The organism is Pseudomonas lactucae (assembly GCF_036688725.1).
GTDB lineage: Bacteria > Pseudomonadota > Gammaproteobacteria > Pseudomonadales > Pseudomonadaceae > Aquipseudomonas > Aquipseudomonas lactucae.
Map to the genome: position 1 here is coordinate 90,127 of NZ_JAQQPT010000018.1, position 25,084 is coordinate 115,210.

24 protein-coding genes are annotated in these 25,084 nt (G+C 61.9%); 9 read left to right on the plus strand and 15 right to left on the minus strand.

Translation table 11 applies throughout. The annotated features are described in order from the left end of the window. From V6M90_RS20710 to V6M90_RS20750, 9 genes are all read right to left on the minus strand, one after another. Nucleotides 1–1,341, minus strand: coding sequence for an ABC transporter substrate-binding protein (locus tag V6M90_RS20710; RefSeq protein ID WP_332847069.1), 1,341 nt, complete (start codon nucleotides 1,339–1,341; stop codon nucleotides 1–3). Between the two features lie 20 nt (nucleotides 1,342–1,361). Beyond that, a complete protein-coding gene (locus tag V6M90_RS20715) occupies nucleotides 1,362–2,411 on the minus strand; it encodes a branched-chain amino acid ABC transporter permease (RefSeq protein ID WP_141064424.1) in 1,050 nt (349 codons plus the stop codon). Nucleotides 2,412–2,415: 4 nt separating this feature from the next. Continuing rightward, nucleotides 2,416–3,297: a branched-chain amino acid ABC transporter permease gene (locus tag V6M90_RS20720; protein ID WP_003174753.1), complete on the minus strand. Its 882-nt coding sequence runs from the start codon at nucleotides 3,295–3,297 to the stop codon at nucleotides 2,416–2,418. Continuing rightward, the gene (locus V6M90_RS20725) at nucleotides 3,297–4,067 is read right to left on the minus strand and encodes an ABC transporter ATP-binding protein (RefSeq protein WP_305427419.1); all 771 of its coding nucleotides are present in this window, start codon (nucleotides 4,065–4,067) and stop codon (nucleotides 3,297–3,299) included. Before V6M90_RS20725 ends, V6M90_RS20720 begins: the two co-directional genes overlap by 1 nt. Next, complete coding sequence (locus V6M90_RS20730) at nucleotides 4,064–4,912, minus strand: AMP-binding protein (RefSeq protein ID WP_305427420.1); 849 nt, start codon at nucleotides 4,910–4,912, stop codon at nucleotides 4,064–4,066. The genes V6M90_RS20725 and V6M90_RS20730 overlap by 4 nt, the downstream gene beginning before the upstream one ends. A gap of 56 nt (nucleotides 4,913–4,968) precedes the next feature. Beyond that, nucleotides 4,969–6,363, minus strand: a complete 1,395-nt coding sequence (locus V6M90_RS20735; RefSeq protein ID WP_003174756.1) for an LLM class flavin-dependent oxidoreductase — start codon at nucleotides 6,361–6,363, stop codon at nucleotides 4,969–4,971. After that, a complete protein-coding gene (locus V6M90_RS20740) occupies nucleotides 6,363–6,689 on the minus strand; it encodes a hypothetical protein (protein WP_003174757.1) in 327 nt (108 codons plus the stop codon). The genes V6M90_RS20735 and V6M90_RS20740 overlap by 1 nt, the downstream gene beginning before the upstream one ends. Before the next feature lie 12 nt (nucleotides 6,690–6,701). Further along, nucleotides 6,702–7,898, minus strand: a complete 1,197-nt coding sequence (locus V6M90_RS20745) for an SfnB family sulfur acquisition oxidoreductase (protein ID WP_332847070.1) — start codon at nucleotides 7,896–7,898, stop codon at nucleotides 6,702–6,704. Nucleotides 7,899–8,052: 154 nt separating this feature from the next. After that, a complete protein-coding gene (locus V6M90_RS20750) occupies nucleotides 8,053–8,616 on the minus strand; it encodes a helix-turn-helix domain-containing protein (RefSeq protein WP_042944943.1) in 564 nt (187 codons plus the stop codon). A 93-nt stretch (nucleotides 8,617–8,709) separates the two neighbouring features. Here V6M90_RS20750 and V6M90_RS20755 point away from each other — a divergent pair, with 93 nt between their 5' ends. The 7 genes from V6M90_RS20755 (at nucleotide 8,710) to V6M90_RS20785 (ending at nucleotide 15,884) form a co-directional block, all read left to right on the plus strand. Beyond that, the gene (locus V6M90_RS20755) at nucleotides 8,710–9,639 is read left to right on the plus strand and encodes a DMT family transporter (RefSeq protein ID WP_078733732.1); all 930 of its coding nucleotides are present in this window, start codon (nucleotides 8,710–8,712) and stop codon (nucleotides 9,637–9,639) included. Nucleotides 9,640–9,844: 205 nt separating this feature from the next. After that, on the plus strand, nucleotides 9,845–12,766 hold the full coding sequence (locus V6M90_RS20760; protein ID WP_003174761.1) for a monovalent cation/H+ antiporter subunit A: 2,922 nt from the start codon (nucleotides 9,845–9,847) through the stop codon (nucleotides 12,764–12,766). Beyond that, nucleotides 12,766–13,110, plus strand: a complete 345-nt coding sequence (locus V6M90_RS20765) for a Na+/H+ antiporter subunit C (RefSeq protein ID WP_003192163.1) — start codon at nucleotides 12,766–12,768, stop codon at nucleotides 13,108–13,110. The genes V6M90_RS20760 and V6M90_RS20765 overlap by 1 nt, the downstream gene beginning before the upstream one ends. Beyond that, the gene (locus V6M90_RS20770) at nucleotides 13,107–14,789 is read left to right on the plus strand and encodes a monovalent cation/H+ antiporter subunit D (protein WP_332847071.1); all 1,683 of its coding nucleotides are present in this window, start codon (nucleotides 13,107–13,109) and stop codon (nucleotides 14,787–14,789) included. Before V6M90_RS20765 ends, V6M90_RS20770 begins: the two co-directional genes overlap by 4 nt. Beyond that, the gene (locus V6M90_RS20775; protein WP_003174764.1) at nucleotides 14,786–15,274 is read left to right on the plus strand and encodes a Na+/H+ antiporter subunit E; all 489 of its coding nucleotides are present in this window, start codon (nucleotides 14,786–14,788) and stop codon (nucleotides 15,272–15,274) included. Before V6M90_RS20770 ends, V6M90_RS20775 begins: the two co-directional genes overlap by 4 nt. Beyond that, complete coding sequence (locus V6M90_RS20780; protein ID WP_003174765.1) at nucleotides 15,271–15,549, plus strand: K+/H+ antiporter subunit F; 279 nt, start codon at nucleotides 15,271–15,273, stop codon at nucleotides 15,547–15,549. The genes V6M90_RS20775 and V6M90_RS20780 overlap by 4 nt, the downstream gene beginning before the upstream one ends. Then, on the plus strand, nucleotides 15,546–15,884 hold the full coding sequence (locus V6M90_RS20785) for a Na+/H+ antiporter subunit G (protein ID WP_003174766.1): 339 nt from the start codon (nucleotides 15,546–15,548) through the stop codon (nucleotides 15,882–15,884). Before V6M90_RS20780 ends, V6M90_RS20785 begins: the two co-directional genes overlap by 4 nt. Nucleotides 15,885–15,963: 79 nt before the next feature. Here the strand turns inward: V6M90_RS20785 and V6M90_RS20790 are convergent, their stop codons facing one another. The 4 genes from V6M90_RS20790 to V6M90_RS20805 all read right to left on the minus strand — a co-directional run bounded on the left by V6M90_RS20790 (nucleotide 15,964) and on the right by V6M90_RS20805 (nucleotide 20,737). Beyond that, on the minus strand, nucleotides 15,964–16,422 hold the full coding sequence (locus V6M90_RS20790) for an HIT family protein (RefSeq protein ID WP_332847084.1): 459 nt from the start codon (nucleotides 16,420–16,422) through the stop codon (nucleotides 15,964–15,966). A gap of 45 nt (nucleotides 16,423–16,467) precedes the next feature. Then, complete coding sequence (lepB, locus tag V6M90_RS20795) at nucleotides 16,468–17,136, minus strand: signal peptidase I (RefSeq protein ID WP_042944947.1); 669 nt, start codon at nucleotides 17,134–17,136, stop codon at nucleotides 16,468–16,470. Nucleotides 17,137–17,628: 492 nt separating this feature from the next. Next, on the minus strand, nucleotides 17,629–19,017 hold the full coding sequence (gene cysS / locus V6M90_RS20800) for a cysteine--tRNA ligase (RefSeq protein WP_003174769.1): 1,389 nt from the start codon (nucleotides 19,015–19,017) through the stop codon (nucleotides 17,629–17,631). 19 nt (nucleotides 19,018–19,036) lie between these two features. Continuing rightward, nucleotides 19,037–20,737 (minus strand): glutamine--tRNA ligase/YqeY domain fusion protein, encoded by a 1,701-nt coding sequence (locus tag V6M90_RS20805; RefSeq protein WP_003174770.1) that lies wholly within the window; start codon nucleotides 20,735–20,737, stop codon nucleotides 19,037–19,039. Between the two features lie 259 nt (nucleotides 20,738–20,996). On the opposite strand from V6M90_RS20805, the gene V6M90_RS20810 reads away from it, so the two are divergent. Beyond that, the gene (locus V6M90_RS20810; protein WP_003174772.1) at nucleotides 20,997–21,500 is read left to right on the plus strand and encodes a peptidylprolyl isomerase; all 504 of its coding nucleotides are present in this window, start codon (nucleotides 20,997–20,999) and stop codon (nucleotides 21,498–21,500) included. Then, nucleotides 21,497–22,246, plus strand: a complete 750-nt coding sequence (gene lpxH, locus V6M90_RS20815) for a UDP-2,3-diacylglucosamine diphosphatase (protein ID WP_141064890.1) — start codon at nucleotides 21,497–21,499, stop codon at nucleotides 22,244–22,246. The genes V6M90_RS20810 and lpxH overlap by 4 nt, the downstream gene beginning before the upstream one ends. Nucleotides 22,247–22,354: 108 nt before the next feature. Here the strand turns inward: lpxH and V6M90_RS20820 are convergent, their stop codons facing one another. Together V6M90_RS20820 and V6M90_RS20825 are read right to left on the minus strand one after the other, a co-directional pair. After that, nucleotides 22,355–23,884, minus strand: a complete 1,530-nt coding sequence (locus V6M90_RS20820) for a DHA2 family efflux MFS transporter permease subunit (protein WP_141064889.1) — start codon at nucleotides 23,882–23,884, stop codon at nucleotides 22,355–22,357. Next, nucleotides 23,884–25,083, minus strand: a complete 1,200-nt coding sequence (locus V6M90_RS20825) for an HlyD family secretion protein (RefSeq protein WP_003174775.1) — start codon at nucleotides 25,081–25,083, stop codon at nucleotides 23,884–23,886. The genes V6M90_RS20820 and V6M90_RS20825 overlap by 1 nt, the downstream gene beginning before the upstream one ends. Nucleotide 25,084: the final 1 nt, after the last annotated feature.

Here is a 25,084-nt window from a genome sequence, read left to right on the forward strand (position 1 = left end):
TTATTCATCCCCGGTGCAAGTGCGTGGCGTCAGGCCTTTTTCCTTGGCGAATGCGGCGGACTTTTCATCGATCAACGGGCGCAGCAGCGCACGGTCGGCGGCGATCCAGTCGCTGATCAGCGTCCAGTTGGCGCCGTCCCACTGCTGCACCCGCGCCGAGCCGCCGCCTTCGTGGTCGCGGCACGACAGCTTGAGGTTCTGCATCAGGCCCAGGTAGCCCATGGCTTTAAGCCGTGCATCGTCGATATCCAGGTGTTCCAGGCCCCAGCGGCCTTCTTCGCCATTGAGCGGGCGCTTGCCGAATTTGGCTTGCGCGGTGCGGATCGCTTCCACGGCGACGGCGGCATTTACCAGGCCTGAGTTGTAGTAGACGCTGCCGAAGTTTTTCAGGTCCTTGAGGTCGCTGTGGCCCTTGTCGAGGATGTATTGCTTGAGGCGCTTGTGGATCTCGAAATCGGCCCCGGCCGGGTATGGCGTGAGCGCCAGGTACCCCTTGGCGGCGGCACCGGCCGGCAATACGTCTTCGCTGGAACTGGCCCAGATGTCGCCGATGATGTGGTCCACGGGGAAGCCAAAGCGCGCGGCGGTTTTCACCGCCACGGGCGTCGACACGCCCCAGGTGCGCAGGAACACCCAGTCCGGGTTGGCCTGGCGCACCTGGCGCCACTGTGCCGATTGCTCGTTGCCCGGATCGGCCACCGGGATCTGGATATTTTCAAAGCCGTACTTTTCGGCCAGCAGCTTCAGCGGGCCGAGGGTTTCGCGCCCGTAGGCCGAGTCGTGGTAGACCGTGGCGATCTTCTTGCCCTTGAGTTTGTCGAAGCCGCCTTCACGCTGGGCGATGTAATTCACCAGCGTCGACGCCTCGCTGTAGAAGGTCAGCATCACCGGAAAGTTGTACGGGAACACCGTGCCGTCGGTGGCTTCGGTGCGCCCGTAGCCGAGGGTGATCAGCGGGATCTTGTCCACCTCTGCCCTTTCGCTGAGCGCATACGCCGCCGGTGCGCCGTTGGGTTGGTACACCGCGACGGGCGCGCCATCCAGGCCATTCTTGAAGCGCTCGTAGCACTCGATGCCCTTCTCCGCGGTCCATTCGGTCTCGCATTCCTGCCACACCAGTTTCACGCCGTTGATGCCGCCTTCGACCTCGTTGATATAGCGCAGGTAGTCGATCATCCCGGCCCACACCTGCACACCGCTGGAGGCATAGGCCCCCACCCGATAGGTCGCCAGGGGGAAGAATTGCTGGTCGGGTGACGCCATGGCCTGGGGCACGGCAGCGGCCAAGGTCGCCAGCGCAAAGGCAGCGCCGGCCAGGGAGCGTTTCAAGGATGCACGCATGGAAGTTCTCTTTAGAAGGGTTAGAAACGTAGCGGCCACTGCCGCAGCCAATCGCGAAGGGTGTGCAACAAGCGAATCAAACCTTCGGGTTCCTTGATCAGGAACACGATGATCAACACGCCAAAGATGATTTTCTGCAGGTTCTGCAACTGCCCCGCATCCACCGAACCGCCAAACAGCGCCTGCCCGGCGTGGCTGAGAAAGATCGGCAGCAGACTGATGAAGGCCGCGCCGACAAAATTGCCGGCGATGCTGCCCATGCCGCCGATAATGATGATGAACAGGATCTGGAACGAGCGGTTGATATCGAAGCTGCTGGCACTGGCGGTGCCCAGGTAAGCGAAGGCCCACAGCGCGCCGGCGATGCCTAAGTAGAACGAACTGACCGCAAACGCCAGGCGCTTGTAGCGCGCCACCGGAATGCCGACCACGGCGGCGGCGGTGTCCATGTCGCGGATCGCCATCCAGTTGCGCCCCACCTGGCTGCGCACCAGGTTGAGGGCGCTCCAGGTCAGCAGCAGCACCGTGACCAGGGTCAGCCAGTAACGGCCCAGCGGTGTGTTGAGGTCATGGCCGAACAGCGCAAGCTTGGGCGCCGAAATCGTGCCGGACGAACCGTAGTTATAGAACCAGGGGAATTTGACGAACAGCCACTCAAGAAAAAACTGCGCGGCCAGGGTGGTGACCATCAAGTAAAAGCCCTTGATCCGCGAACTGGGCAGGCCAAACAGCAAGCCGACCAACGCGCTGATAATCCCACCGCCCAGCAGCGCCACCGGCAAGCCCAATTCCGGCAGCCGCAGCAGGAACCCGTAGGTGGCGAACGCGCCCACCGCCATGAAGCCCGCCGCGCCCACCGAGGTTTGCCCGGTGTAGCCGGTGAGCAGGTTCAAGCCCAGCCCGGCCAGGGACAACACCAAAAAAGGGATCAGGATCGCATTGAGCCAATAGTCATTGCCCCACAGCGGTACGACGACGAAGGCCAGCGTCAGCAGGCCAAGCAGGCCCCAGGGTACGCGCCGCTGAAGCAGTAATAACGGCGCGGTGTCTTGAGCAACAGGGATCGACATGGTTTCAGACTCGCTCGATGGCGCGCTCGCCGAACAGGCCGGCGGGACGGATATACAGGAAGGCCAACGCCAATACATAGGCGAACCACGGCGTGATGCCGCCGCCGATCAGCGGGCCGATATACACCTCGGCAAGGTTCTCGGCGGCGCCGACGATCAGCCCGCCGACAATCGCCCCGCCAATCGAGGTAAAGCCGCCGATGATCAACACCGGCAAGGCCTTGAGCACCACCAGCGACAGCGAGAACTGCACACCCTGGCGCGCGCCCCACAGCAGCCCGGCCACCAGCCCGACAATCCCGGCCACCGCCCAGACGATCTGCCAGACACGGTTGAGGTGGATGCCGATGGACAGCGCCGCCGTGGTGTCATCCGCCACCGCGCGCAACGACACACCGATGCGCGTCTTGTTGAACAGCAGCGCCAGCACCACCACCAGCACCACGGCGGTCGCGGCGGCGACCAGGTCGAACTGGCTGAGCATCAGCGGCCCGATAAACAGCGGCACATCGTCGATGCCCAGGTCCAGCGCACGCACCTGCGCGCCCATCAAGCCCTGAGCCAGGCCTTCAATGATGAACGACAGGCCCAGCGTGGCCATGAACAGGGTGATCTGCGAACGGTTCACCAGCGGGCGCAAGACCAACCGCTCGATGAGCAACGCGCCGACGATCATCACCAGCACCGTGAGCAGCAACGCCAGGGCAAACGGCACGCCCTGGTCGTGCAGGCTGACGAAGGTCAACGCGGCAAACAGCAGCATCGCGCCCTGAGCAAAGTTGAACACGCCGCTGGCCTTGTAGATCAGCACGAAGCCGATGGCGACCAGTGAGTACAGGGTGCCGGCAAGTAAACCGCCGAGCAGGGTTTCGAAGAAAAACGTCATCAATGCACCACTCCCAAATACGCCGCGATGACCTCGGGATTGGCCTGCACCTGTGCGGGCGTGCCGTCGCCGACCTTGCGCCCGTAGTCGAGCACCACCACATGGTCGGACAGGCCCATGACCACGCCCATGTCGTGCTCGATCAACACCACAGTGGTACCGAGGTCGCGGTTCACGTCGGCAACGAAGCGCGCCATGTCCTGTTTCTCTTCGGCGTTCATGCCGGCCATGGGTTCGTCGAGCAGCAACAGGCTGGGCCCGGCGATCAGCGCGCGGCCCAATTCCACGCGTTTTTGCAGGCCGTAGGACAGGTTGCCCACCAGCACGTCGCGGTGGGCTTGCAGCTCAAGAAACTCAAGGATGCCTTGGCCACGCCGGCGAAACACTTCGGCTTCGCGTCGCGCACGGGGCAAGCCCAGGGCCTGTTCGATAAAGGTGCTGCGCATATGCCGCGACAGCCCGGTGAGGAGGTTGTCGAGCACGCTCATCTTCTTGAACAGCGCGTTGTTCTGGAACGTGCGGCCAATGCCCCGACGCGCGGCGCCCAAAGGGTCGATGCGGTGGAAGTGTTGTTGCTCGAAGACGATCTCGCCGGCATCGAAGCGGTACACCCCGTTGAGCACATTGAGCAGTGAACTTTTGCCGGCGCCATTGGGGCCGATCAGCGCGCAGATCTCGCCGCGCCGTACCTCGAACGACAAGGCATTGATGGCCTTGACCCCCTTGAACGACAGCGAGATGTCCCGCACCTGGAGAATGGCCTGGCTCATGCGATGTCCCGTTTGAATTCGGCCAGCCACGTCGGCTCGGCACTGGCTTTAAGCGGCTGCCAGATATAGGCCAGGCGCTGAAACCCCAGCAGTTTGCGCACGCGGTTTTTCAGCAACCGGCGCAGGCCGCCCTGCGGGTGGGCAATGGCCCAGTCACACAGGCGTCGCCGCCAGGTACCGTGGGGCGCCAGGCGGCTTTCGATATCGTCGGCCAGGTGCTGTAAGCGCGCGGGCGACAACAGCAGGCCGGTGGGCGCCACTTCACTGCGATCACGCCGCGCCGAGGCGAGGTTTTCCGGGAAGGCCAGACCGTGACCCGTGCTCAGCCATTGCTCCAGCACCACAGCAAGGCCGCCTTGCCAATGGGTACCCTCTTCGCTCCACAGCGCGGTTTCGCCTGTGGGTTGCCACCAACGCTGCAGGTGCTGCGCCGGATCGACCGGACCGAGCAATTGAGCGAAGTCCACCCGCTGGGTGAACGCCCAATCCGGCTGGCGACCTTGAACGTAGACGTGGCTGGGACGAATACGCCACAGCTGTTGCTCCAGGGCCTGCGGCTCCAGGTTGTCGGCCAGCGTCAGCACCTGCCCGCCGACGGACTGGGCCGCCAACGCCAGCAACAGCAGGTTCGGCTCAAACGCGCCGCTGAGCGCCAAGCGTGACTGTTCGCTGAAACCTTGCTGGCGCAAACCATCAGCCAGGCGTTCGACGTCGCGCAGGGTGTCGATCCAGCGCCAGGCGTACCACTGGCCCTGGCGTTTGTGGCGCAGGGCAATGTGCAGCGGCGTGAGTTGTGCCCAGTGGTGCAGGTGTTCCAGGCGGGCCTTGGGGTCGTGCACGCTCATAGGGGGGTTGCTCCTATTGGGTGGTTAAGCGTGCGGTGGTCCGCTGGCTGAGATGTTCAAAACTGCAGAGGACGAATGTGGGAGGCAGACAGGTCGCGGTAGCCGGCGCCGGGGTGGTTGGCCGCCAACCTTGCACCGTCGCCAAACAACTTCTCGCGCAAGGTGCCCTGGGCGTATTCGGTCTTGTATACGCCACGCTTTTGCAACTCCGGCACCAGCCACTCGACGGCGTCGATAAAGGTCTCGTGGGTCAGTGCATAGGCCAGGTTGAAGCCGTCCACATCGGTGTCTTCCACCCATTCCTGCAACAGGTCGGCGACGGTTTGCGGACCGCCGACAAACAGTGGGCCAAAGCCGCCGATACCGACCCAGTCGGCCAGTTCATTGGGTGTCCAGACCTTGTTCGGGTCCGCCGTGGAGAAGGCTTCCACCGCCGATTGAATCGCATTGGTGTGTACGTGCTTGAGCGGTTCGTCCGGTTTGAACTGGCTGAAGTCGATACCGGTCCAGCCGGAAATCAGCGCCATCGCGCCTTCGTAGCTGACGTAGGATTTGTAGTCGTCGAACTTGGCTTTGGCCTTGGCGTCCGTTTCGTCGACGATCACCGTCTGCAGGTTGAAGATCAGGATCTTCTTCGGATCGCGCCCCGCTTCAGCGGCACGGCGACGAATATCGGCCACGGTTTTTTTCAGCAATACCTTCGACGGCGCGGCGACGAACACGCATTCGGCCTGCTCGGCGGCGAACTGTTTGCCACGGCTGGACGCGCCGGCCTGGTACAGCACCGGCGTGCGTTGCGGCGACGGTTCGCACAGGTGAATGCCGGGCACCTGGAAGTGCTTGCCGACGTGGCGGATCTCATGGATTTTGCTCGGGTCGCTGAAGATGCGACGCTCACGGTCGCGCAGCACCGCGCCCTCCTCCCAGCTGCCTTCCCAGAGCTTGTAGCAAACTTCGAGGTATTCCTCGGCATAGTCATAACGCGCATCGTGTTCGGTCTGGGCTTTCTGGCCGAGGTTCTTGGCGCCGCTTTCCAGATAGGACGTAACGATGTTCCAGCCGATGCGGCCCTTGGTCAGATGATCGAGGGTCGACAGCCGGCGCGCGAACGGATACGGATGCTCGAAGGACAGCGACGCGGTCAGGCCAAACCCCAAGTGTTCGGTGACCAGCGCCATCGGTGCGATCAGCGACAGCGGATCATTGACCGGCACCTGGGTGGCCTGGCGAATCGCCGCGTCGCCGTTGCCGTTGTACACGTCGTAGATGCCCAGCACGTCGGCGATAAACAGGCCGTCGAATTTGCCACGCTCAAGGGTTTTTGCCAGGTCGGTCCAGTATTCCAGGTCCTTGTACTGCCACGAACGGTCACGCGGATGCGCCCACAGGCCGGGCGACTGGTGGCCGACGCAGTTCATGTCGAAGGCATTCAAGCGGATTTGGCGGGCCATCAAAGCACTCCGTTGAGGTGGTAGTTGCCGACAACCTGGTATTTCCAGCGCAACGGGTCATCCAGGGTCGACGGTAGCGCGGTGCGTTGACCGGTCAATTCGAACTCAGCGTTGCTGGCGGCAATCAGGGCCTCGGCGGCGGCGATCTGCGCTTCGGTGGCGGCCACCGGGCTGGGGTGGGTGTCGGCGCGCTCAAGCAGCGCGGCGGCCACGTCGACGCGGATCTGCAAGTCGCCGAAACGGCTGATCACATAGGGGTCGTCGCTTTTTTCGACGTGAAGACGGGTGCTGTCCAGCAGTTGGCGGGCGAGCGTCAGTGCGGTCATGGGTCAGGCTCCTCAGTTCCAGGCGTGGCGCGCGGGCTTTACGCCGTTGAGCACGAAATTGCCGATCAGGTGGTATTTCCAGCGGGCCGGGTCGTGCAGGGTGTGGGTGCGCGCGTTTCGCCAGAAACGGTCGAGGTTGTGCTTGGCGGTGACCGAGCGGGTGCCGGCCAGTTCGAAGAGTTTGCTGCCGGCGAGCAAGGCGGTTTCGGCCGACAGCACTTTGGCCTGGGCCACCACCAGCGAGGCGTGGGCCACGGTGTCTTCATTCGGTTCGGCCAGAGCCTGGTCGACCGCGATGCCGGCCTTGGCGAGGATGGCTTCGGTGCCGTGCACGCGCCACTCCAGGTCGCCGATAGCGGCAATGGTGAATGGGTCCTGCCAGCCGTGATCCTGCTGGCTGTCGATCCACGGCCGGGCCTGACGGGCGTAAATTTTCGCTTGCTCAAGGGCACCGAGGGCAATGCCGGTGTCGACGGCCGCCTGGATGATCTGCGAAATCGGTCCGTCGGCCGTGGGTTGATCAAACGCCAGGTGGGCGGGGATCACCGCGCTCAAGGGGACGGTCACACCGTCGAGGGTCACGCCGCCGCTGGCGGTGGTGCGCTGGCCGAAGCCGTCCCAGTTGTCGATCACGGTCAGGCCGGGGGCATTGCGTTCGACCAGGCCGATAAAGACCTGGCCATTTTCGTTGCTGCCCGCGGTAGGCACGATATGCGCGAACAGCGCGCCGGTGCAGTAGAACTTCTCGCCGTTGATCTGGGCGGTGTCGCCGTGAAAGCGGATCTGGGTATCGAAGGTGCCGGCGTTTTTGCTCTTGGCCTCTGAAAAAGCGTTGCCGAAACGGTAACCCGCCAGCACCTTGCCGAAGTAATAGCGCTTTTGTTCCTCGGTGGCGGTTTGCAGCAGGAGGTCCACCACGCCCAGGTGGTTCTGCGGGATCTGCCCCAGCGACGGGTCGGCGGCGGAGATCAACTTGATCACCTCGGCCACCGTCACATAGGACACCCCGGCGCCGCCGTAGGCCTTGGGCACGGTGATGCCCCACAGGCCGCTGGCGGAGAACTCGTCCAGTTCAGCAAAAGGCAGGCGCCGCTCGCGGTCGCGCACGCTGGCCTCGACGGCAAAACGCTCGGCCAGGCGCGTGGCGACTTCGATGGCCTCCGCGTCCGAGCGAATGATATGGGCAGGGTGTTGAGGGTGGACTGACATGGGCCGACTCCAGGCTCCGAAGGAATACCGGAGTGATTGCAGGAGTCGTGCCTGAACTTAATCGTCAATAAAATCAGCGATTTGCTGGTAAATCGGCGCCGCAGAGCGCGGCTTAAACCAGCAAACTGCACATCCACTGTTGCCTGGCGGACAGTTAGATCACCACGTTGCGAACGAAGCTCACGGCGACGTCACCTTCATTGCGATAGCCATGCACCTGGCGGCTGGCAAACATGAAAAACTCACCGGCGGCGACCTGTTTTTCTTCATCTCCCAGCAGCAGGGTCAGGCATCCTTCGAACACGAACAGCTGCACGCTCCAGCCTTCCGGGTCGGGGTCCGGGCTGTAGCAATCACCCGGTTCCAGACGCATTTCCCATAACTCGACTTCACGTCGCGCAGTGGCCTTGGCCAGCAGCACCGCTTTACTGCCGGGGATTTCACCGGCCCAGGCCAGCTCGTTGATGCGACTGTGGTCGGGCGCATCCGGGGCCTGGATCAAGTCGCTGAAGGCCACCTCCAACGCTTCGGCCACACGGTCGAGGGTGGACAGGCTGACGTTTTTCTCGCCGGCTTCGATGGCCACCAGCATGCGCCGGCTGACGCCGGACTTTTCCGAAAGCGCGGTCTGGCTCAGGTCGGCGGCGTGGCGCAGGCGACGAACGTTCTGGCTGACGTGCTGCAGGACCGAGGCCCGTTGTGGATTTTCTTTGTGCACTATATTGCTCAATGGGTGGGTGTGCGCAGTATACTGCCCAGCGTGCGGCGCATTGTGCGGTCCGTGCCTTTCCCATGCAAGACCAGAGCCGCCATGACTGCCCCGACCTCCCCTTCGCGTTTCAACCGCTTCAGCAAAGCCGAATGCATCCTGGTGTTTATCACCATGATCTGGGGCGGTACGTTTTTGCTGGTACAGCATGCCATGACCGTCAGCGGGCCGATGTTTTTCGTGGGCCTGCGCTTTGCGGCGGCGGCGATTGTGGTGGGGTTCTTTTCCCTGCGCACCCTGCGCGACCTGACCCTGTTCGAGCTGAAGGCCGGGGTATTTATCGGCGTGGCGATCATGTTCGGCTACGGCCTGCAGACCATCGGCCTGCAAACCATCCTGAGCAGCCAGTCGGCGTTCATCACCGCGCTGTACGTGCCGTTCGTGCCGTTGCTGCAATGGCTGGTGCTGGGACGTCGTCCGGGCTTGATGCCCAGCATCGGCATCATGCTGGCGTTTGCCGGGTTGATGCTGTTGACGGGGCCGACCGGAGCATCGCTGAATTTCAGCCCCGGCGAAATCGCGACCTTGATCGGCGCCATCGCGATTGCCGCGGAAATCATCCTGATCAGCGCATTTGCCGGGCAGGTGGATGTACGCCGCGTCACCGTGGTGCAACTGGCCACGGCATCGCTGCTGTCGTTCCTGATGGTCGTGCCGATGGGCGAGGCACTGCCGGGGTTCTCCTGGTTGCTGCTGTTCAGTGCGGTGGGCCTGGGCTTGACCAGCGCGGTGATCCAGGTGGCGATGAACTGGGCACAGCAGAGCGTTTCGCCCACGCGAGCCACGTTGATTTATGCCGGTGAGCCGGTATGGGCCGGCGTGGTGGGGCGGATTGCCGGCGAGCGCTTCCCGCCGATTGCGATGCTGGGGGCGGTGTTGATTGTGCTGGCGGTGATTGTGAGTGAGATGAAGACAAAAGGGCAGAAGGCGGTTGACCTGGCCGATGCGTTGGAACAAAAGCGTCAGGGATAGCCTCCAGATACTGTGGTGCCTGTAATATTGCCTTCGCGGGCAAGCCCTGCTCCCACAGGGGTCGGCATTCCAATTCTGCGAATTTTGAAACAGTGCCAAATAGGAGTTTTCGTCCTACCTTGTAGGATCCTGCCACATCTTGCCGTTTGGTGATCGAGAAAGCGGCACGTATGATGCATCCCAAACTCCCGCAGATTAGAAGCCTATGTCCCTGATAGTTCTACTGCTTCTGCCTTTTATCGGCAGCTGTCTGGCGGCCTTGCTGCCGCACAACGCACGTAATACCGAATCCCTGCTGGCCGGCCTCGTGGCGCTGGTGGGGACTGTTCAAGTTGCCCTGCTCTACCCCCAGGTCGCCTATGGCGGCGTGATCCGCGAAGAATTCATGTGGTTGCCCAGCCTGGGGCTGAACTTCGTGCTGCGCATGGATGGCTTCGCCTGGTTGTTCTCGATGCTGGTGCTGGGCATCGGCACGCTGGTGTCGCTGTATGCGCGTTACTACATGTCGCCGGAAGATCCGGTGCCGCGTTTCTTCGCGTTTTTCCTGGCCTTCATGGGCGCCATGCTCGGGCTGGTGATCTCCGGCAACCTGGTGCAGATCGTGTTCTTCTGGGAACTGACCAGTCTGTTCTCGTTCTTGCTGATCGGCTATTGGCACCACCGCGCGGATGCGCGACGCGGTGCCTATATGGCGTTGATGGTCACCGGCGCGGGCGGTTTGTGCCTGCTGGCGGGGGTGATGCTGCTGGGGCATATCGTCGGCAGCTATGACTTGGAGCAGGTGCTGGCGGCGGGCGATCAGATTCGCGCGCACTCGCTGTACCCGGTGATGCTGGCCCTGGTGCTGATCGGCGCGTTGAGCAAGAGCGCGCAGTTCCCGTTCCATTTCTGGCTGCCCCACGCCATGGCGGCGCCGACGCCGGTTTCGGCCTATCTGCATTCGGCGACGATGGTGAAGGCCGGCGTGTTCCTGCTGGCCCGCCTGTGGCCGTCGCTGTCGGGCAGCGAAGAATGGTTCTGGATCGTCGGCGGGGCCGGCGCCCTCACCCTCCTCCTCGGTGCTTACTGCGCCATGTTCCAAAACGATCTCAAGGGCCTGCTGGCCTACTCCACGATCAGTCACCTCGGGCTGATCACCTTGCTGCTGGGGCTCAACAGCCCGCTGGCCGCCGTCGCGGCGGTGTTCCATATCCTCAACCACGCCACCTTCAAGGCCTCGCTGTTCATGGCGGCGGGCATCATCGACCACGAAAGCGGCACCCGCGATATCCGCAAGCTCAGCGGCCTGGTGCGGCTGATCCCGTTTACCGCGACCCTGGCGATGGTGGCCAGCGCCTCCATGGCCGGCGTGCCGTTGCTCAATGGTTTCCTGTCCAAAGAGATGTTCTTCGCCGAAACGGTGTTTATCTCGGCGACAAAATGGGTGGAAATCGCCCTGCCGGTGATCGCGACCATTGCCGGCACCTTCAGCGTGGCCTATGCCCTGCGCTTTACCGTGGATGTGTTCTTCGGCCCGCCCGCCACCGACCTGCCGCACACGCCCCACGAACCCCCACGCTGGATGCGTGCGCCGGTTGAGCTGCTGGTATTCACCTGCCTGCTGGTGGGGATCTTCCCGGCCCAGGTGGTCGGCTCGATCCTCGCCGCCGCCGCGTTGCCGGTGGTCGGCGGCGTCCTGCCGCAGTACAGCCTGGCGATCTGGCACGGCTGGAACGCGCCGATGATCATGAGCCTGGTGGCCATGACCGGCGGCGTGGTGCTTTACCTGATGCTGCGCAAGCAGCTCAAGCGTGGTCGCTTCAAATACCCGCCGGTCATCAGCTATTTCAACGGCAAACGCGGTTTCGAACGCTGCCTGGTGGTGATGATGCGCGGGGTGCGCAAGATCGAAAAACGCATCAGCACCAAGCGCCTGCAGACCCAGTTGTTCCTGCTGGTGATCGTTGCAGTGATCGGCGCCATGATCCCGATGTTCAACAGTGGCCTCACCTGGGGTGACCGGCCGAAGATCCCCGGTTCCGTCGTGTTCGTGACCCTGTGGCTGCTGGCGATTGCCTGTGCCCTGGGCGCCGCCTGGCAAGCCAAATACCACCGACTGGCGGCCCTGACCATGGTCAGCGTGTGCGGCCTGATGACCTGCGTCACCTTCGTGTGGTTCTCGGCGCCGGACCTGGCGCTGACCCAGTTGGTCGTGGAAGTCGTCACTACGGTGCTGATCCTGCTCGGCCTGCGCTGGCTGCCACGACGGATCGAAGAAGTCTCGCCACTGCCCAGCTCGTTGCGCAAGGCACGTATCCGTCGCCTGCGTGACTTCCTGCTGTCCACCGTGGTCGGTGGCGGCATGGCGTTGCTGTCCTATGCGATGCTGACGCGCCAGACCCCCAACGATATCTCCTCGTTCTACTTGAGCCGCGCCCTGCCCGAAGGCGGCGGCAGCAATGTGGTGAACGTGATGCTGGTGGACTTCCGTGGCTTCGATACCCTGGGCGAAATCACCGTACTCGGCGCCGTGGCGCTCACGGTCTACGCCCTGCTGCGCCGCTTCCGCCCCTCGAAGGAAAGCATGCAACTGCCCGCGCAACAGCGCCAACTGGCGCCGGACGTGGCCACCGACCTGGTCAACCCGCGCCAGGCCAATGACACCGCGTTGGGCTTCATGATGGTGCCGGCGGTGCTGGTGCGCCTGCTGCTGCCGATTGCGTTGGTGGTGTCGTTCTACCTGTTCATGCGCGGCCACAACCAACCGGGCGGCGGTTTTGTCGCGGGGCTGGTGATGTCGGTGGCGTTTATCCTGCAATACATGGTTGCCGGCACCCAATGGGTCGAGGCGCAGATGAGCCTGCGGCCAATGCGCTGGATGGGCTTCGGCCTGCTGTCGGCGACCCTCACCGGGCTCGGCGCGCTGTTTGTCGGGTACCCGTTCCTCACCACCCACACCTGGCATTTAAGCCTGCCGCTGCTGGGGGATATTCATATCGCCAGCGCATTGTTCTTCGATGTCGGCGTGTACGCCATGGTGGTGGGCTCGACGCTGCTGATGCTCACTGCCCTCGGCCACCAATCGGTGCGCGCGCACAAACCGGGCAACCAGCCCAAAGCCGTTGCCGCCACAGAAGGAGCCGCCTGATGGAAGAAGTCATCGCAATTGCCATTGGGGTCCTGGCGGCCTCGGGCGTGTGGTTGATCCTGCGCCCGCGGACGTTCCAGGTGGTGATGGGCCTGTGCCTGTTGTCGTATGGCGTCAACCTGTTCATTTTCAGCATGGGCAGCCTGTTCATCGGCAAAGAGCCGATCATCAAGGACGGCGTGCCGCAAGACTTGCTCAACTACACCGACCCGCTGCCCCAGGCCCTGGTGCTGACGGCCATCGTGATCAGCTTCGCCATGACCGCGCTGTTCCTGGTGGTGCTGCTGGCCTCTCGGGGCTTGACCGGGACGGACCATGTGGATGGCCGGGAGCCCAAGGAATGAGTGGGATCAATCAACTGATCGTCGCGCCGATCCTGCTGCCGTTGCTGACCGCCGCGCTGATGCTGATGCTCGGCGAAAAACGTCGTCCGCTCAAAGCCAGGATCAACCTGTTCTCCAGCCTGATCGGCCTGGGCATTGCCGTGTTGCTGCTGTACTGGACGCAACAGGACGGCCCCGGTTCGATTGGCGTGTACCTGCCGGGCAACTGGCAGGTGCCGTTCGGCATCGTGCTGGTGGTGGACCAACTCTCGGCGCTGATGCTGGTGCTCACCGGGATCATCGGCGTGAGCGCGCTGCTGTTCGCCATGGCCCGCTGGGACCGTGCCGGCACCAGCTTCCATGCGCTGTTCCAGATCCAGATGATGGGCCTGTATGGCGCCTTTCTCACCGCCGATCTGTTCAATCTGTTCGTGTTTTTCGAAGTGCTGCTGGCGGCGTCCTACGGTTTGATGCTGCACGGTTCCGGCCGCGCGCGGGTGTCGGCGGGGCTGCATTACATCGCGATCAACCTGCTGGCGTCGTCGCTGTTCCTGATTGGCGCGGCGATGATCTATGGCGTCACCGGCACGCTGAATTTTGCCGACCTGGCGCTGAAAATCCCGCTGGTGCCCGAAGCGGACCGTGGCCTGCTGCATGCGGGTGCGGCGATCCTGGCAACGGCGTTCCTGGCCAAGGCTGGCATGTGGCCGCTGAACTTCTGGCTGGCGCCCGCCTACTCCTCGGCCAGCGCACCGGTGGCGGCGATGTTTGCGATCATGACCAAGGTCGGCGTGTACACCGTGCTGCGTTTGTGGACCCTGCTGTTCTCCGGCCAGGCCGGTGCGTCGGCGCTGTTTGGCGGCGACTGGCTGGTGTATGGCGGCATGGCGACCATCGTCTGCGCGGCACTGGCAATGCTTGCAGCGCAACGCCTGGAGCGCATGGCCAGCTTGAGCATCCTGGTCTCCGCCGGGATCCTGCTGTCGGCGGTGGGTTTTGCCCAGCCGAGCCTGACGGCGGGGGCGTTGTTTTATCTGGTCAGCTCCACCCTGGCATTGAGCGCGCTGTTCCTGCTGGCCGAGTTGATCGAACGCTCACGCTCGGCCAACGACCTGCCGCTGGATGAAGAAATCGATGCGCTGCCCAAGGCCATGGAATCGCTGCATCCACGGCCAGGCGTGAATCTGGATGACGAACAGAAAGCCGTGGTCGGCCAGGTGATCCCCTGGACCATGGCGTTCCTGGGCTTGAGCTTTATCGCCTGCGCGCTGCTGATCATCGGCATGCCGCCGTTGTCCGGGTTTATCGGCAAGCTCAGCCTGTTGAGTGCGCTGGTCAATCCGTTGGGTCTGGGCGTCGGCGTCGATGAACCGATCCGTCCGGCGGCCTGGTGTCTGGTGGCACTGTTGATTGTGTCCGGCCTGGCGTCGCTGATCGCCTTCGCACGGTTGGGCATCCAGCGTTTCTGGACCCCGGAAGAACGCCCCTCGCCCTTGCTGCGTCGCTACGAGTGCGTGCCGATCTTCTTCCTGCTGGGCCTGAGCATCGTGCTGACGTTCAAGGCCGAGCCGTTGATGCGCTACACCCAGGCCACCGCCGACAGCCTGAACAACCCGGAACGCTATGTGATGGCGGTGATGGCAACGCGCCCGATTCCGAGCCCCGAAGCCAAGACCGCCATCCTGGAGGTGCAACCATGAAGCGCCTGTTCCCTGCGCCGTGGTTGTCGCTGGCACTGGCGGTACTGTGGCTGGTGCTGAACCTGTCGGTCAGCCCCGGCAACCTGTTGCTGGGCGCACTGCTGGGGTTTCTCGCGCCGCTGCTGATGGCACCGCTGCGCCCGCTGCCGATCCGCATCCGCCGCCCCGGTGTGATCATCCGCCTGTTCTTTTTGGTCGGCCGCGATGTGATCGTGTCCAACCTGCAAGTGGCCTGGGGTGTGCTGGTCTGCGGCGCCCGCCCGCCGCGATCGCGCTTTATCAAGATCCCCCTGGACCTGCGTGACGCCAACGGCTTGGCGGCGCTGTCGATGATTACCACCGTGGTGCCCGGTACGATCTGGTCCGAACTGGCGCTGGACCGTAGCATCCTGCTGTTGCACGTCTTCGATCTGGATGACGAAGCGGCCTTCATCGAACATTTCAAAAGCGCCTACGAACGGCCCCTGATGGAGATCTTCGAATGAGCGCCCTGCTCGCCAATGCGATCCTGTTCAGCCTGTTCCTGTTCTCGGTGGCCATGGTGCTGACCCTGATCCGCCTGTTCAAAGGCCCGTCGGCCCAGGACCGGGTCTTGGCGCTGGACTACCTCTACATCCTGGCCATGCTGATGATGCTGGTGTTGGGCATTCGGTATGCCAGTGACACCTACTTTGAAGCGGCGCTGTTGATCGCGCTGTTCGGCTTCGTCGGCTCGTTTGCCCTGGCCAAATTCCTGCTGCGTGGGGAGGTGATTGAATGATGCCGTTGTGGATCGAAGTGATTGTCGCGGTGCTGCTGGTGCTCAGCAGTGTGTTTGCGCTGATTGGCGCGATTGGGCTGCTGCGGCTGAAAGACTTTTTCCAGCGTATGCATCCGCCGGCCCTGGCCTCGACGTTGGGCGCGTGGTGCGTGGCGTTGGCGTCGATTATCTACTTTTCGGTACTCAAGTCCGGGCCGGTGCTGCACGGGTGGTTGATACCGATTTTGCTGGCGATCACCGTGCCGGTGACTACGTTGCTGCTGGCCCGTACGGCGCTGTTCCGCAAGCGCATGGCCGGTGACGACGTACCCGCCGAGGTCAGCAGCCGCCGCTGAGCGCTGAAGAGAATACAATCCAAATGTGGGAGGGGCGGTGCGACGATTCGACTTGCCCCCTCCCACATTTGGCGCTGCACTAGACGAAAGACCGGATTCGCTCTGCCAGCTCAGCCAATTCGGCATCATCCGCCCGCACATGGTCATGGGAAGAGATATAGCCTTCATAGGCTTCGAAAAACTTATCCACCTTCGAACTCAACGGTTTGAACGCACTGTCCTTCCCCGTCCCATGCATGGGAAACAACTTCGCATGCAGATGATCCACCCCATACCCTTCCAGCATCATCCCGGTACGGGCTACGTCGGGAAACGCCCGATCAATCAGCAAGGCGGTTTTCTTGGTGGCCACGATCAGATCAGCCAACACCTCATCCGACTGCGCAAACGCATAGCTGCCGTAATGCTGCTTGGGGATGACCACGCTGAAACCTGGGGTGTTGGGGAAAATTGATAGAAACGCCATGTGCTGCTCGTCTTCCCACAGGATATGGGCCGGGGCGTTTTTGCGGACAATGCTGCAGAAAATACAATCCATTTTAATCACTGCCATTTTCGTCATGAGTTGGCTTGAGTCTACCGATTACAAAATCGGCGTGCCAAATCTGCTTAAGCGCGGCCTCCAGTGATCAAGAATGTTCGCCGACGCGAGCACATGGTGCGCGTGCCCGATCAACAACCGACGAGGCACGAATCCGATGTAACGGGAGTCATCGCTGTTGTCGCGGTTGTCCCCTAGCATGAAGTAATTGTCGGCAGGCACCGTGACCGGGCCGAAATCGCGTAACGCCCGCACCGTCGGCATGAACTGCACAGTGCGCTGGCTGCTGTCCGCTCGCTCGATCAGCTTGATGCCGGGAACCGTATGGCCAGGCACGATGGGCTCGCTGATGTCCTGCGCGTCACTGTAGGTAGCCGGTACGCCGTTGACCCACAACACCTCATCTTTCATTTCCAGGGTGTCCCCGGGGATGCCGACGATCCGCTTGATCAGACGCATGCCATCCTTCGGCGACGAGAAGGTGACCACATCGCCGCGCCGGGGACTATCGAGCTTGGTCAGGGAAATATCCGTGAGCGGCACCTTGAGGTCGTAGGCCACGCGGTTGACCAGCACCACATCGCCTTCCAGCAAGGTCGGGCGCATGGAGCCGGAGGGAATGGGATTCCAGTCAGCCAGGGAGGTACGAAAAACGCCGAAGCACAACCAGAAAATGATTGCGTAACGGTAACGGATCAACCAATTTCGCATACAATCTCGCACTACAAAAAGTGGGCGTAACGACTGATTCCAGTTAGTTAAGGGGAACACAGTTACTGTTTACCCCTTCTACTTTTTGAATGAATGGCATCAGGGCGAAGCTCGGTTGTTGCACGCGAGGATTAAATTAACATTAGCGTCCAAGCGTACAAAAAGGATTATGGCGGCTGTGCGCGGGATACCTTCGGGTATGTCGGGTGCCTAGAGTCCCGGCCTGCGAACCTGCGTACAGCTGCCACCCTAAAATTGTTTCGCAGCGATGGGTGGTGGCTCCAATACTCTAGGAGTTTCGCCATGATTAAAGACAGTCCGAATCCACCGTTGGATTCATCCCGGTTTCAAGATTCTGAGATCGAAGATTGGGCCAAAACGTGAGAGAGGGTTTGCCCCCGATGGCGCTGGATCGGGTGAGCCGCTCACTAAAACAGTGTGCAAAAAAACGCCCCGAACCAGTCGGGGCGTTTTTCATTCAGGGTTTACCAATCAGGCCTGATCAGCCAACCGCCACGTCGTCCCACCCTTGCCGTCTTCCAACACCACACCCATCGCGGTCAGTTGGTCGCGGATACGGTCGGATTCCGCCCAGTCTTTATTGGTACGAGCCGCCAGACGCGCCTGGATCAGCGCCTCCACTTGCGCCGCATCCACACGCCCTTCGGCGCCGGCTTGCAGGAAGTCGTCGGCTTCCATCTGCAGCACGCCCAGCACGCTGGCCAGTTCTTTCAGGCGTGCCGCCAGGCCCGCCGCCGCGTCGAGGTCGCTCTCGCGCAGGCGGTTGATCTCGCGCACCATTTCGAACAGCACCGCGCAGGCTTCGGGGGTGCCGAAGTCATCGTTCATGACTTCGGTAAAGCGTGCCACGAACGCTTCGCCGCCAGCCGGTGCAACTGCGGGAAGGCCTTTCAACGCGTGGTAGAACCGCTCCAGGGCGCCCTTGGCGTCCTTGAGGTTGTCTTCCGAGTAGTTGATGGCGCTGCGGTAGTGGCTCGATACCAACAGGTAACGCACCACTTCCGGGTGGTACTTTTCCAGCACGTCGCGGATGGTGAAGAAGTTGTTCAAGGACTTGGACATCTTCTCGCCATTGATGCGGATCATGCCGCAGTGCATCCAGGCGTTGGCGTAGGTCTTGCCGGTGGCGGCTTCGCTCTGGGCGATTTCGTTTTCGTGGTGCGGAAACTCCAGGTCGCTGCCGCCGCCATGAATGTCGAAGGTCTCGCCCAGGCAGCAGGTGGACATCACCGAGCACTCGATGTGCCAACCCGGACGCCCGGCGCCCCACGGCGATTCCCAGCTCGGCTCGCCCGGCTTGGTGCCTTTCCACAGCACAAAGTCGAGCGGGTCCTGCTTGGCTTCGTCGACTTCGATGCGCGCGCCGATGCGCAGGTCTTCGATCTTCTTGCGCGACAGCTTGCCGTAACCCATGAACTTGGCGACGCGGTAGTACACGTCTCCGTTGCCTGGGGCGTAGGCGTAACCCTTGTCGATCAGGGTCTGGATCATCGCGTGCATGCCAGGGATGTGGTCCGTGGCGCGCGGTTCCATGTCCGGCTTGAGGATGTTGAGGCGGGCCTCGTCCTCATGCATCGCGGCGATCATGCGCTCGGTGAGCGCGTCGAACGCCTCGCCGTTTTCGTTGGCGCGGTTGATGATCTTGTCGTCGATGTCGGTGATGTTGCGCACGTACGTCAAGTCATAGCCGCTGAAGCGCAACCAGCGGGTCACCAGATCGAAGGCAACCATGCTGCGGCCGTGGCCGATGTGGCAGTAGTCGTACACGGTCATGCCGCACACGTACATGCGCACTTTGTTGCCATCGAGCGGCTTGAAGACTTCTTTGGTCTTGCTGAGTGTGTTGTAGATCGTTAGCACGACAGTTCCTTAAACAGAATCACTGGCCCCACGAATCACGCAAGGTCACGGTACGGTTGAATACCGGATGACCAGGTTTGGAGTCCTTGATATCCGCGCAGAAGTAACCTTCGCGCTCGAACTGGAAACGGTCTTCCGGCTGTGCGTCGCCAAGCGATGGCTCGGCACGACAACCAGTGAGCACTTGCAGGGAGTCAGGGTTGATGTTGTCGAGGAAACTCGCGCTGTCTTCGGCCTTCTCGGGGTTGGCCGAGCGGAACAGACGATCGTACAGGCGCACTTCGCACTCGATGCTGGCCGCGGCCGGCACCCAGTGAACCACGCCCTTGACCTTGCGGCCTTCCGGGTTCTTGCCCAGGGTGTCCGGATCGTACGAGCAGCGCAGTTCGACGATATTGCCATCGGCGTCCTTGATCGCTTCATCGGCACGGATCACGTAGCTGCCGCGCAGGCGCACTTCGCCATTGGGCTCCAGGCGCTTGTAACCCTTCGGCGGCTCTTCCATGAAGTCATCGCGGTCGATGTAGATTTCACGGGCGAACGGCAGCTTGCGCACGCCGAGTTCTTCTTTCTGCGGATGACGCGGCAGTTCGAGATGTTCGACCTGACCTTCCGGGTAGTTGGTGATCACGACTTTCAACGGACGCAGCACGCACATGGCGCGCGGCGCGTTCGCATCGAGGTCCTGGCGGATGCTGAATTCGAGCATGCCGAAATCGACCACGCCGTCGGAACGGTTGGTGCCGACCATGTCGCAGAAGTTACGGATCGACGCCGGGGTGTAGCCGCGACGGCGGAAGCCCGACAGCGTCGACATGCGCGGGTCGTCCCAGCCATGCACGTGCTTTTCATCGACCAGTTGCTTGAGCTTGCGCTTACTGGTGATGGTGTAGTTCAGGTTCAGACGGCTGAACTCGTACTGGCGCGGCTGGGCCGGCACCGGCAGGTTGCTCAGGAACCACTCGTACAGCGGGCGATGGCTTTCGAACTCCAGCGTGCAGATGGAGTGGGTGATGCCTTCGATGGCGTCCGACTGACCGTGGGTGAAGTCGTAGTTGGGGTAGATGCACCACTTGTCACCGGTCTGGTGGTGGTGGGCATGGCGGATGCGGTACATGATCGGGTCGCGCAGGTTCATGTTCGGCGAGGCCATGTCGATCTTGGCGCGCAACACGCGGGCGCCGTCCGGGAACTCACCGGCGCGCATGCGGGCGAACCAATCGAGGTTCTCCTCCACCGAGCGGTCACGGAACGGGCTGTTCTTGCCCGGTTCGGTGAGGGTGCCACGGTATTCCTTGGCCTGTTCGGGGCTCAAGTCGTCGACGTAGGCCTTGCCGGCCTTGATCAGCTCGACGGCCCAGTCGTGCAACTGGTCGAAGTACTGCGAGGCATAGCGCACTTCACCGGACCATTCGAAGCCCAGCCACTTCACGTCGCTTTCGATCGCGTCGATGTATTCCTGGTCTTCCTTGGCCGGGTTGGTGTCGTCGAAACGCAGGTGCGTGACGCCACCGAACTCCTGGGCCAGGCCGAAGTTCACACAGATCGACTTGGCGTGACCGATGTGCAGGTAGCCGTTGGGCTCTGGCGGGAAACGGGTGACGATCTGCGTGTGCTTGCCCGAATCCAGGTCCGCCTGGATGATCGGGCGCAGGAAATTGACCGGGACGGCAGGTCCGGCCTTGGAATTCGAGGTAGGGTCGACAGTGGGCTTGCTCATAGGATCCTTGAACAGACAGGTTCGTGGCCGGTGGGGGCCAGACAAAACAAAGGCGATATCATAGCTGATGCTGTCAAGACACTGACAGGCCGGGACCAAAAACTGCTGTTTAATTACCCTTTTAACGAGTGGGGCGGTAAAAAACCACCTCGAAATTCCTGGCAGGCACGCTAAACTGCGCGCCTTGGCCGCCGTTTAGCCAGACAGGTAAAGCGTTTATTCGCCCAAACCCACGAATTCCCTGAAAAGAGTAGTGAACATGACTCAAGTCAAACTGACCACCAACCACGGTGACATCGTCATCGAGCTGAACGCCGAGAAAGCGCCGATCACCGTCGCCAACTTCATCGAGTACGTCAAAGCCGGCCACTACGAAAACACCGTTTTCCACCGTGTCATCGGCAACTTCATGATCCAGGGCGGCGGTTTCGAGCCGGGCATGAAAGAGAAAAAAGACAAGCGCCCAAGCATCCAGAACGAAGCGGACAACGGTCTTTCCAACGACAAGTACACCGTCGCCATGGCCCGTACCATGGAGCCGCATTCGGCCTCCGCGCAGTTCTTCATCAACGTCGCCGACAACGCCTTCCTGAACCACAGCGGCAAGAACGTGCAGGGTTGGGGCTACGCGGTGTTCGGTAAAGTCACCGAAGGCACTGACGTTGTCGACAAGATCAAAGGCGTGTCCACCACGTCCAAAGCCGGTCACCAGGACGTTCCAGCCGAAGACGTGATCGTCGAGAAAGCCGAGATCGTTGGGTGATATTGCTGATTTCAGACTTGCATCTGGAAGAGGAGCGCCCGGACATCACCCGGGCGTTTCTGGATCTGCTCCACGGCCGCGCCCGTGGTGCCCAGGCGTTGTACATTCTGGGGGACTTTTTTGAAGCCTGGATTGGCGACGATGGGATGACCGCGTTCCAGCGTTCGATTTGTGAAGCTTTACGCGAACTGAGCGACAGTGGCACCCCGATTTTCATCATGCACGGCAACCGCGATTTCCTGATCGGCAAGGCGTTCTGCAAAGCCGCAGGCGCTACCTTGCTCAAGGACCCGAGTGTCGTGCAGTTTTACGGCGAACCCGTGCTGTTGATGCACGGCGACAGCCTCTGCACCCGCGACCTCGGCTATATGAAGCTGCGGCGCATCCTGCGTAACCCGATCGTGCTGTTTATCCTGCGTCACCTGCCGCTGCGCACCCGGCACAAGCTGGCGCGCAAGCTGCGCAGTGAAAGCCGCGCGCAAACACGCATGAAGGCCAACGACATTGTCGACGTGACGCCCGAGGAAGTGCCACGGGTGATGCAGCATTTTGGCGTGCGCACCCTGGTCCACGGCCACACCCACCGCCCGGCGATCCATAAGCTGCAGATTGGCGACCAGGCGGCCAAGCGCATCGTGCTGGGGGATTGGGACAAGCAGGGTTGGGCGTTGCAGGTGGATGAGCAGGGGTTCGCGTTGGCGGCGTTTGATTTTGTGAACCCGCAGTTGGCTTTGCCTGGCGCCTGACTCAAGTACACCGTCGTTCAAATGTGAACAGAGATCCAAATGTGGGAGGGGCGGTGCGACGATTCGACTTGCTCCCTCCCACAGTGATCCCATTCCACGCTTCAGCGGTCAGTGACCTGAAGCCGCAGGCCCCGCCTTCGCGGTAAACGGCGGCTTGGCCAGCCACACCAGCAGCATCAACCCGGCGAAGATCCACCCCATCAACGTGAAGTAATCCACGGTGGACATCATGTACGCCTGGCTGGTGAGAATCTGATCCAGCTGGGAATACGCCTTCTGCCCTGCCCCACCCAGCGCCTGCAAGGCATCGCGCGTGGCCGAGTCATAGACGGTCATGTTCTCGCTCATGTAGGCATGGTGCTGGTCGGCCCGGCGGATCCAGATCCAGGTGGTGAGCGACGCCGCAAAGCTGCCGCCCAGGGTCCGCAGGAAAGTGGCCAGGCCGGCGCCGTCGGCAATCTGCTGCGGCGGCAGGTCGGACATCAGGATGCTCAAGGTCGGCATGAAGAACAGCGCCACGCCGATGCCCATGAACAGCTGCACCAGGGCGATGTGGGTAAAGTCCACCTCGTTAGTGAAACCGGCGCGCATGAAGCAACTTAAACCCATCGCCAGGAACGACAGCCCCGCCAGCAGGCGCAGGTCGAACTTGTGCGCGTATTTACCCACGAACGGCGACATCAGCACCGGCAGAATACCGATCGGCGCCACCGCCAGCCCGGCCCAGGTGGCGGTGTAGCCCATCTGGGTCTGCAACCACTGCGGCAGGATCAGGTTGATGCCGAAGAAACCCGCATAGCCGCCGATCAATACGATGGTGCCGATGCGAAAGTTGCGGTAGGCAAACAGGCGCAGATTGACCACCGGGTGCTTGTCGGTCATTTCCCAGATCACGAACACCGCCAGGGCAATCGCCGAAATCGCCGCGCCGATGAGGATGAAATTGGATTCGAACCAGTCCAGGTCATTGCCCTTGTCGAGGATGATCTGCAGAGCGCCGACGCCGACGATCAGGCTCAACAAGCCCACGTAATCCATCGGCTGATAGCTGGTGACTACCGGGCGTTTCTTCAACTGCGAACGCACCACCATCGCCGCAAAGATGCCGATGGGGACGTTGATAAAGAAGATCCACGGCCAGCTGTAGCTGTCGGTGATCCAGCCGCCAAGAATAGGGCCGGCAATCGGCGCCACCACCGTAACCATCGCCAGCAACGCCAGGGCCATGCCGCGCCTGGCGGGCGGATACACCGCGATCAGCAAGGTTTGGGTCATTGGGTACAACGGCCCGGCGACCAGGCCTTGCAGCACCCGAAAGCCGATCAGCTCGGGCATCGAGGTGGAAATACCGCAGAGGAACGAGGCCAGCACAAACAGTACGGTTGCCCACAGAAACAGCTTCACCTCGCCAAAGCGCCGGCTCAGCCAGCCGGTGAGCGGCAAGGCAATGGCGTTGCTCACCGCAAACGAGGTGATCACCCAGGTGCCCTGCTCCGAACTCACGCCCAGGTTGCCGGAGATGGTCGGCAACGCCACGTTGGCGATGGTGGTGTCGAGCACCTGCATAAAGGTCGCCAGCGACAGGCCAATGGTGGCCATCAACAGGCTGGGTGGCGTGAACGAGGCGTTATTGCTCATCAGCGTTGCACAGCCTTGGGAGCGGCGACGCTGTTGTCATGGATCAACTGGGTGATCATGGCGTCAGCCTCGGCCAATTGGCGGTCATACACGTTGGTGGTGAACGAGGCTTTTTGCGGCGGTTGTTGCGCCAGTACCGGGCCGCTCTGGTCGTGCAGGTTCACATTGACCACCGTGCTCAAGCCCACCCGCAACGGGTGCTTGGCCAATTCTTCGGCATTGATGTGGATGCGCACCGGTACACGCTGCACGATCTTGATCCAGTTACCGGTGGCGTTCTGCGCAGGCAACAGGGCAAACGCACTGCCGGTACCGGCGCCGAGGCTATCGACGGTGCCGCTGAACTTCACGTCGCTGCCGTAGATGTCCGACTCGATGTCCACCGGCTGGCCGATGCGCATGTCGCGCAGCTGGGTTTCCTTGAAGTTGGCATCGATCCACAACTGGTTCAGCGGGATCACTGCCATCAACGCGGTGCCCGGCTGCACGCGCTGGCCCAGTTGCACGGTGCGCTTGGCCACGTAGCCGGTCACCGGCGCGATCAGGGTGCTGCGGGCATTGGTCAGGTAGGCTTGGCGCAGTTGCGCGGCGGCGGCCTGCACATCGGGGTGAGACGAAATCACCGTGTCATCCACCAGGGCATTGCTGGTCTTGAGTTGCTGCTCAAGGTTGGTCAGCGCGTTCTTCGCGGCGGTCAGACTGTCACGGGCGTGGGACAGTTCTTCCTGGGAAATCGCCCCGCCCTGGGCCAGGGTTTTACGACGGTTGTAGTTGTCCTGGGCGGTTTGCACGTCGGCTTTCTGTGCATTGACCTGAGCTTTCATGCCGTCGACATTACTGTACAAGCCCCGCACCTGGCGCACGGTGCGCGCCAGGTTGGCCTGGGCGCTTTGCAGACCGACCGCGGCATCGTTGGGGTCGAAATTGACCAGCACCTGGCCTTCATGGACCAGGTCGCCATCATCGGCGCCGATGCTGACCACGGTGCCGGTGACCAGCGGGGTGATTTCCACCACGTTGCCGTTTACATAGGCATCGTCGGTGCTTTCGTTGAAGCGCCCGTAAAACTCATACCAGCCCCATACGCCGACGGCGCCGAGGATGACGACCAGTGCAAGACCGATCAGCATGACTTTGCGTTTGCGCGGGTTGTTGTCTGTCGGTTGTTCAGTTGCGTTGGTGTTTTCGGCAGTGGCCATG

What these genes read in the sequence shown, in the direction of transcription:
- V6M90_RS20710 (WP_332847069.1), bottom strand. Translation starts at nt 1,341, where the DNA reads ATGCGTGCATCCTTGAAACGCTCCCTGGCCGGCGCTGCCTTTGCGCTG.
- V6M90_RS20715 (WP_141064424.1), bottom strand. Translation starts at nt 2,411, where the DNA reads ATGTCGATCCCTGTTGCTCAAGACACCGCGCCGTTATTACTGCTTCAG.
- V6M90_RS20720 (WP_003174753.1), bottom strand. Translation starts at nt 3,297, where the DNA reads ATGACGTTTTTCTTCGAAACCCTGCTCGGCGGTTTACTTGCCGGCACC.
- V6M90_RS20725 (WP_305427419.1), bottom strand. Translation starts at nt 4,067, where the DNA reads ATGAGCCAGGCCATTCTCCAGGTGCGGGACATCTCGCTGTCGTTCAAG.
- V6M90_RS20730 (WP_305427420.1), bottom strand. Translation starts at nt 4,912, where the DNA reads ATGAGCGTGCACGACCCCAAGGCCCGCCTGGAACACCTGCACCACTGG.
- V6M90_RS20735 (WP_003174756.1), bottom strand. Translation starts at nt 6,363, where the DNA reads ATGGCCCGCCAAATCCGCTTGAATGCCTTCGACATGAACTGCGTCGGC.
- V6M90_RS20740 (WP_003174757.1), bottom strand. Translation starts at nt 6,689, where the DNA reads ATGACCGCACTGACGCTCGCCCGCCAACTGCTGGACAGCACCCGTCTT.
- V6M90_RS20745 (WP_332847070.1), bottom strand. Translation starts at nt 7,898, where the DNA reads ATGTCAGTCCACCCTCAACACCCTGCCCATATCATTCGCTCGGACGCG.
- V6M90_RS20755 (WP_078733732.1), top strand. Translation starts at nt 8,710, where the DNA reads ATGACTGCCCCGACCTCCCCTTCGCGTTTCAACCGCTTCAGCAAAGCC.
- V6M90_RS20760 (WP_003174761.1), top strand. Translation starts at nt 9,845, where the DNA reads ATGTCCCTGATAGTTCTACTGCTTCTGCCTTTTATCGGCAGCTGTCTG.
- V6M90_RS20765 (WP_003192163.1), top strand. Translation starts at nt 12,766, where the DNA reads ATGGAAGAAGTCATCGCAATTGCCATTGGGGTCCTGGCGGCCTCGGGC.
- V6M90_RS20770 (WP_332847071.1), top strand. Translation starts at nt 13,107, where the DNA reads ATGAGTGGGATCAATCAACTGATCGTCGCGCCGATCCTGCTGCCGTTG.
- V6M90_RS20775 (WP_003174764.1), top strand. Translation starts at nt 14,786, where the DNA reads ATGAAGCGCCTGTTCCCTGCGCCGTGGTTGTCGCTGGCACTGGCGGTA.
- V6M90_RS20780 (WP_003174765.1), top strand. Translation starts at nt 15,271, where the DNA reads ATGAGCGCCCTGCTCGCCAATGCGATCCTGTTCAGCCTGTTCCTGTTC.
- V6M90_RS20785 (WP_003174766.1), top strand. Translation starts at nt 15,546, where the DNA reads ATGATGCCGTTGTGGATCGAAGTGATTGTCGCGGTGCTGCTGGTGCTC.
- V6M90_RS20790 (WP_332847084.1), bottom strand. Translation starts at nt 16,422, where the DNA reads ATGGATTGTATTTTCTGCAGCATTGTCCGCAAAAACGCCCCGGCCCAT.
- lepB (WP_042944947.1), bottom strand. Translation starts at nt 17,136, where the DNA reads ATGCGAAATTGGTTGATCCGTTACCGTTACGCAATCATTTTCTGGTTG.
- V6M90_RS20805 (WP_003174770.1), bottom strand. Translation starts at nt 20,737, where the DNA reads ATGAGCAAGCCCACTGTCGACCCTACCTCGAATTCCAAGGCCGGACCT.
- V6M90_RS20810 (WP_003174772.1), top strand. Translation starts at nt 20,997, where the DNA reads ATGACTCAAGTCAAACTGACCACCAACCACGGTGACATCGTCATCGAG.
- V6M90_RS20820 (WP_141064889.1), bottom strand. Translation starts at nt 23,884, where the DNA reads ATGAGCAATAACGCCTCGTTCACGCCACCCAGCCTGTTGATGGCCACC.
- V6M90_RS20825 (WP_003174775.1), bottom strand. Translation starts at nt 25,083, where the DNA reads ATGGCCACTGCCGAAAACACCAACGCAACTGAACAACCGACAGACAAC.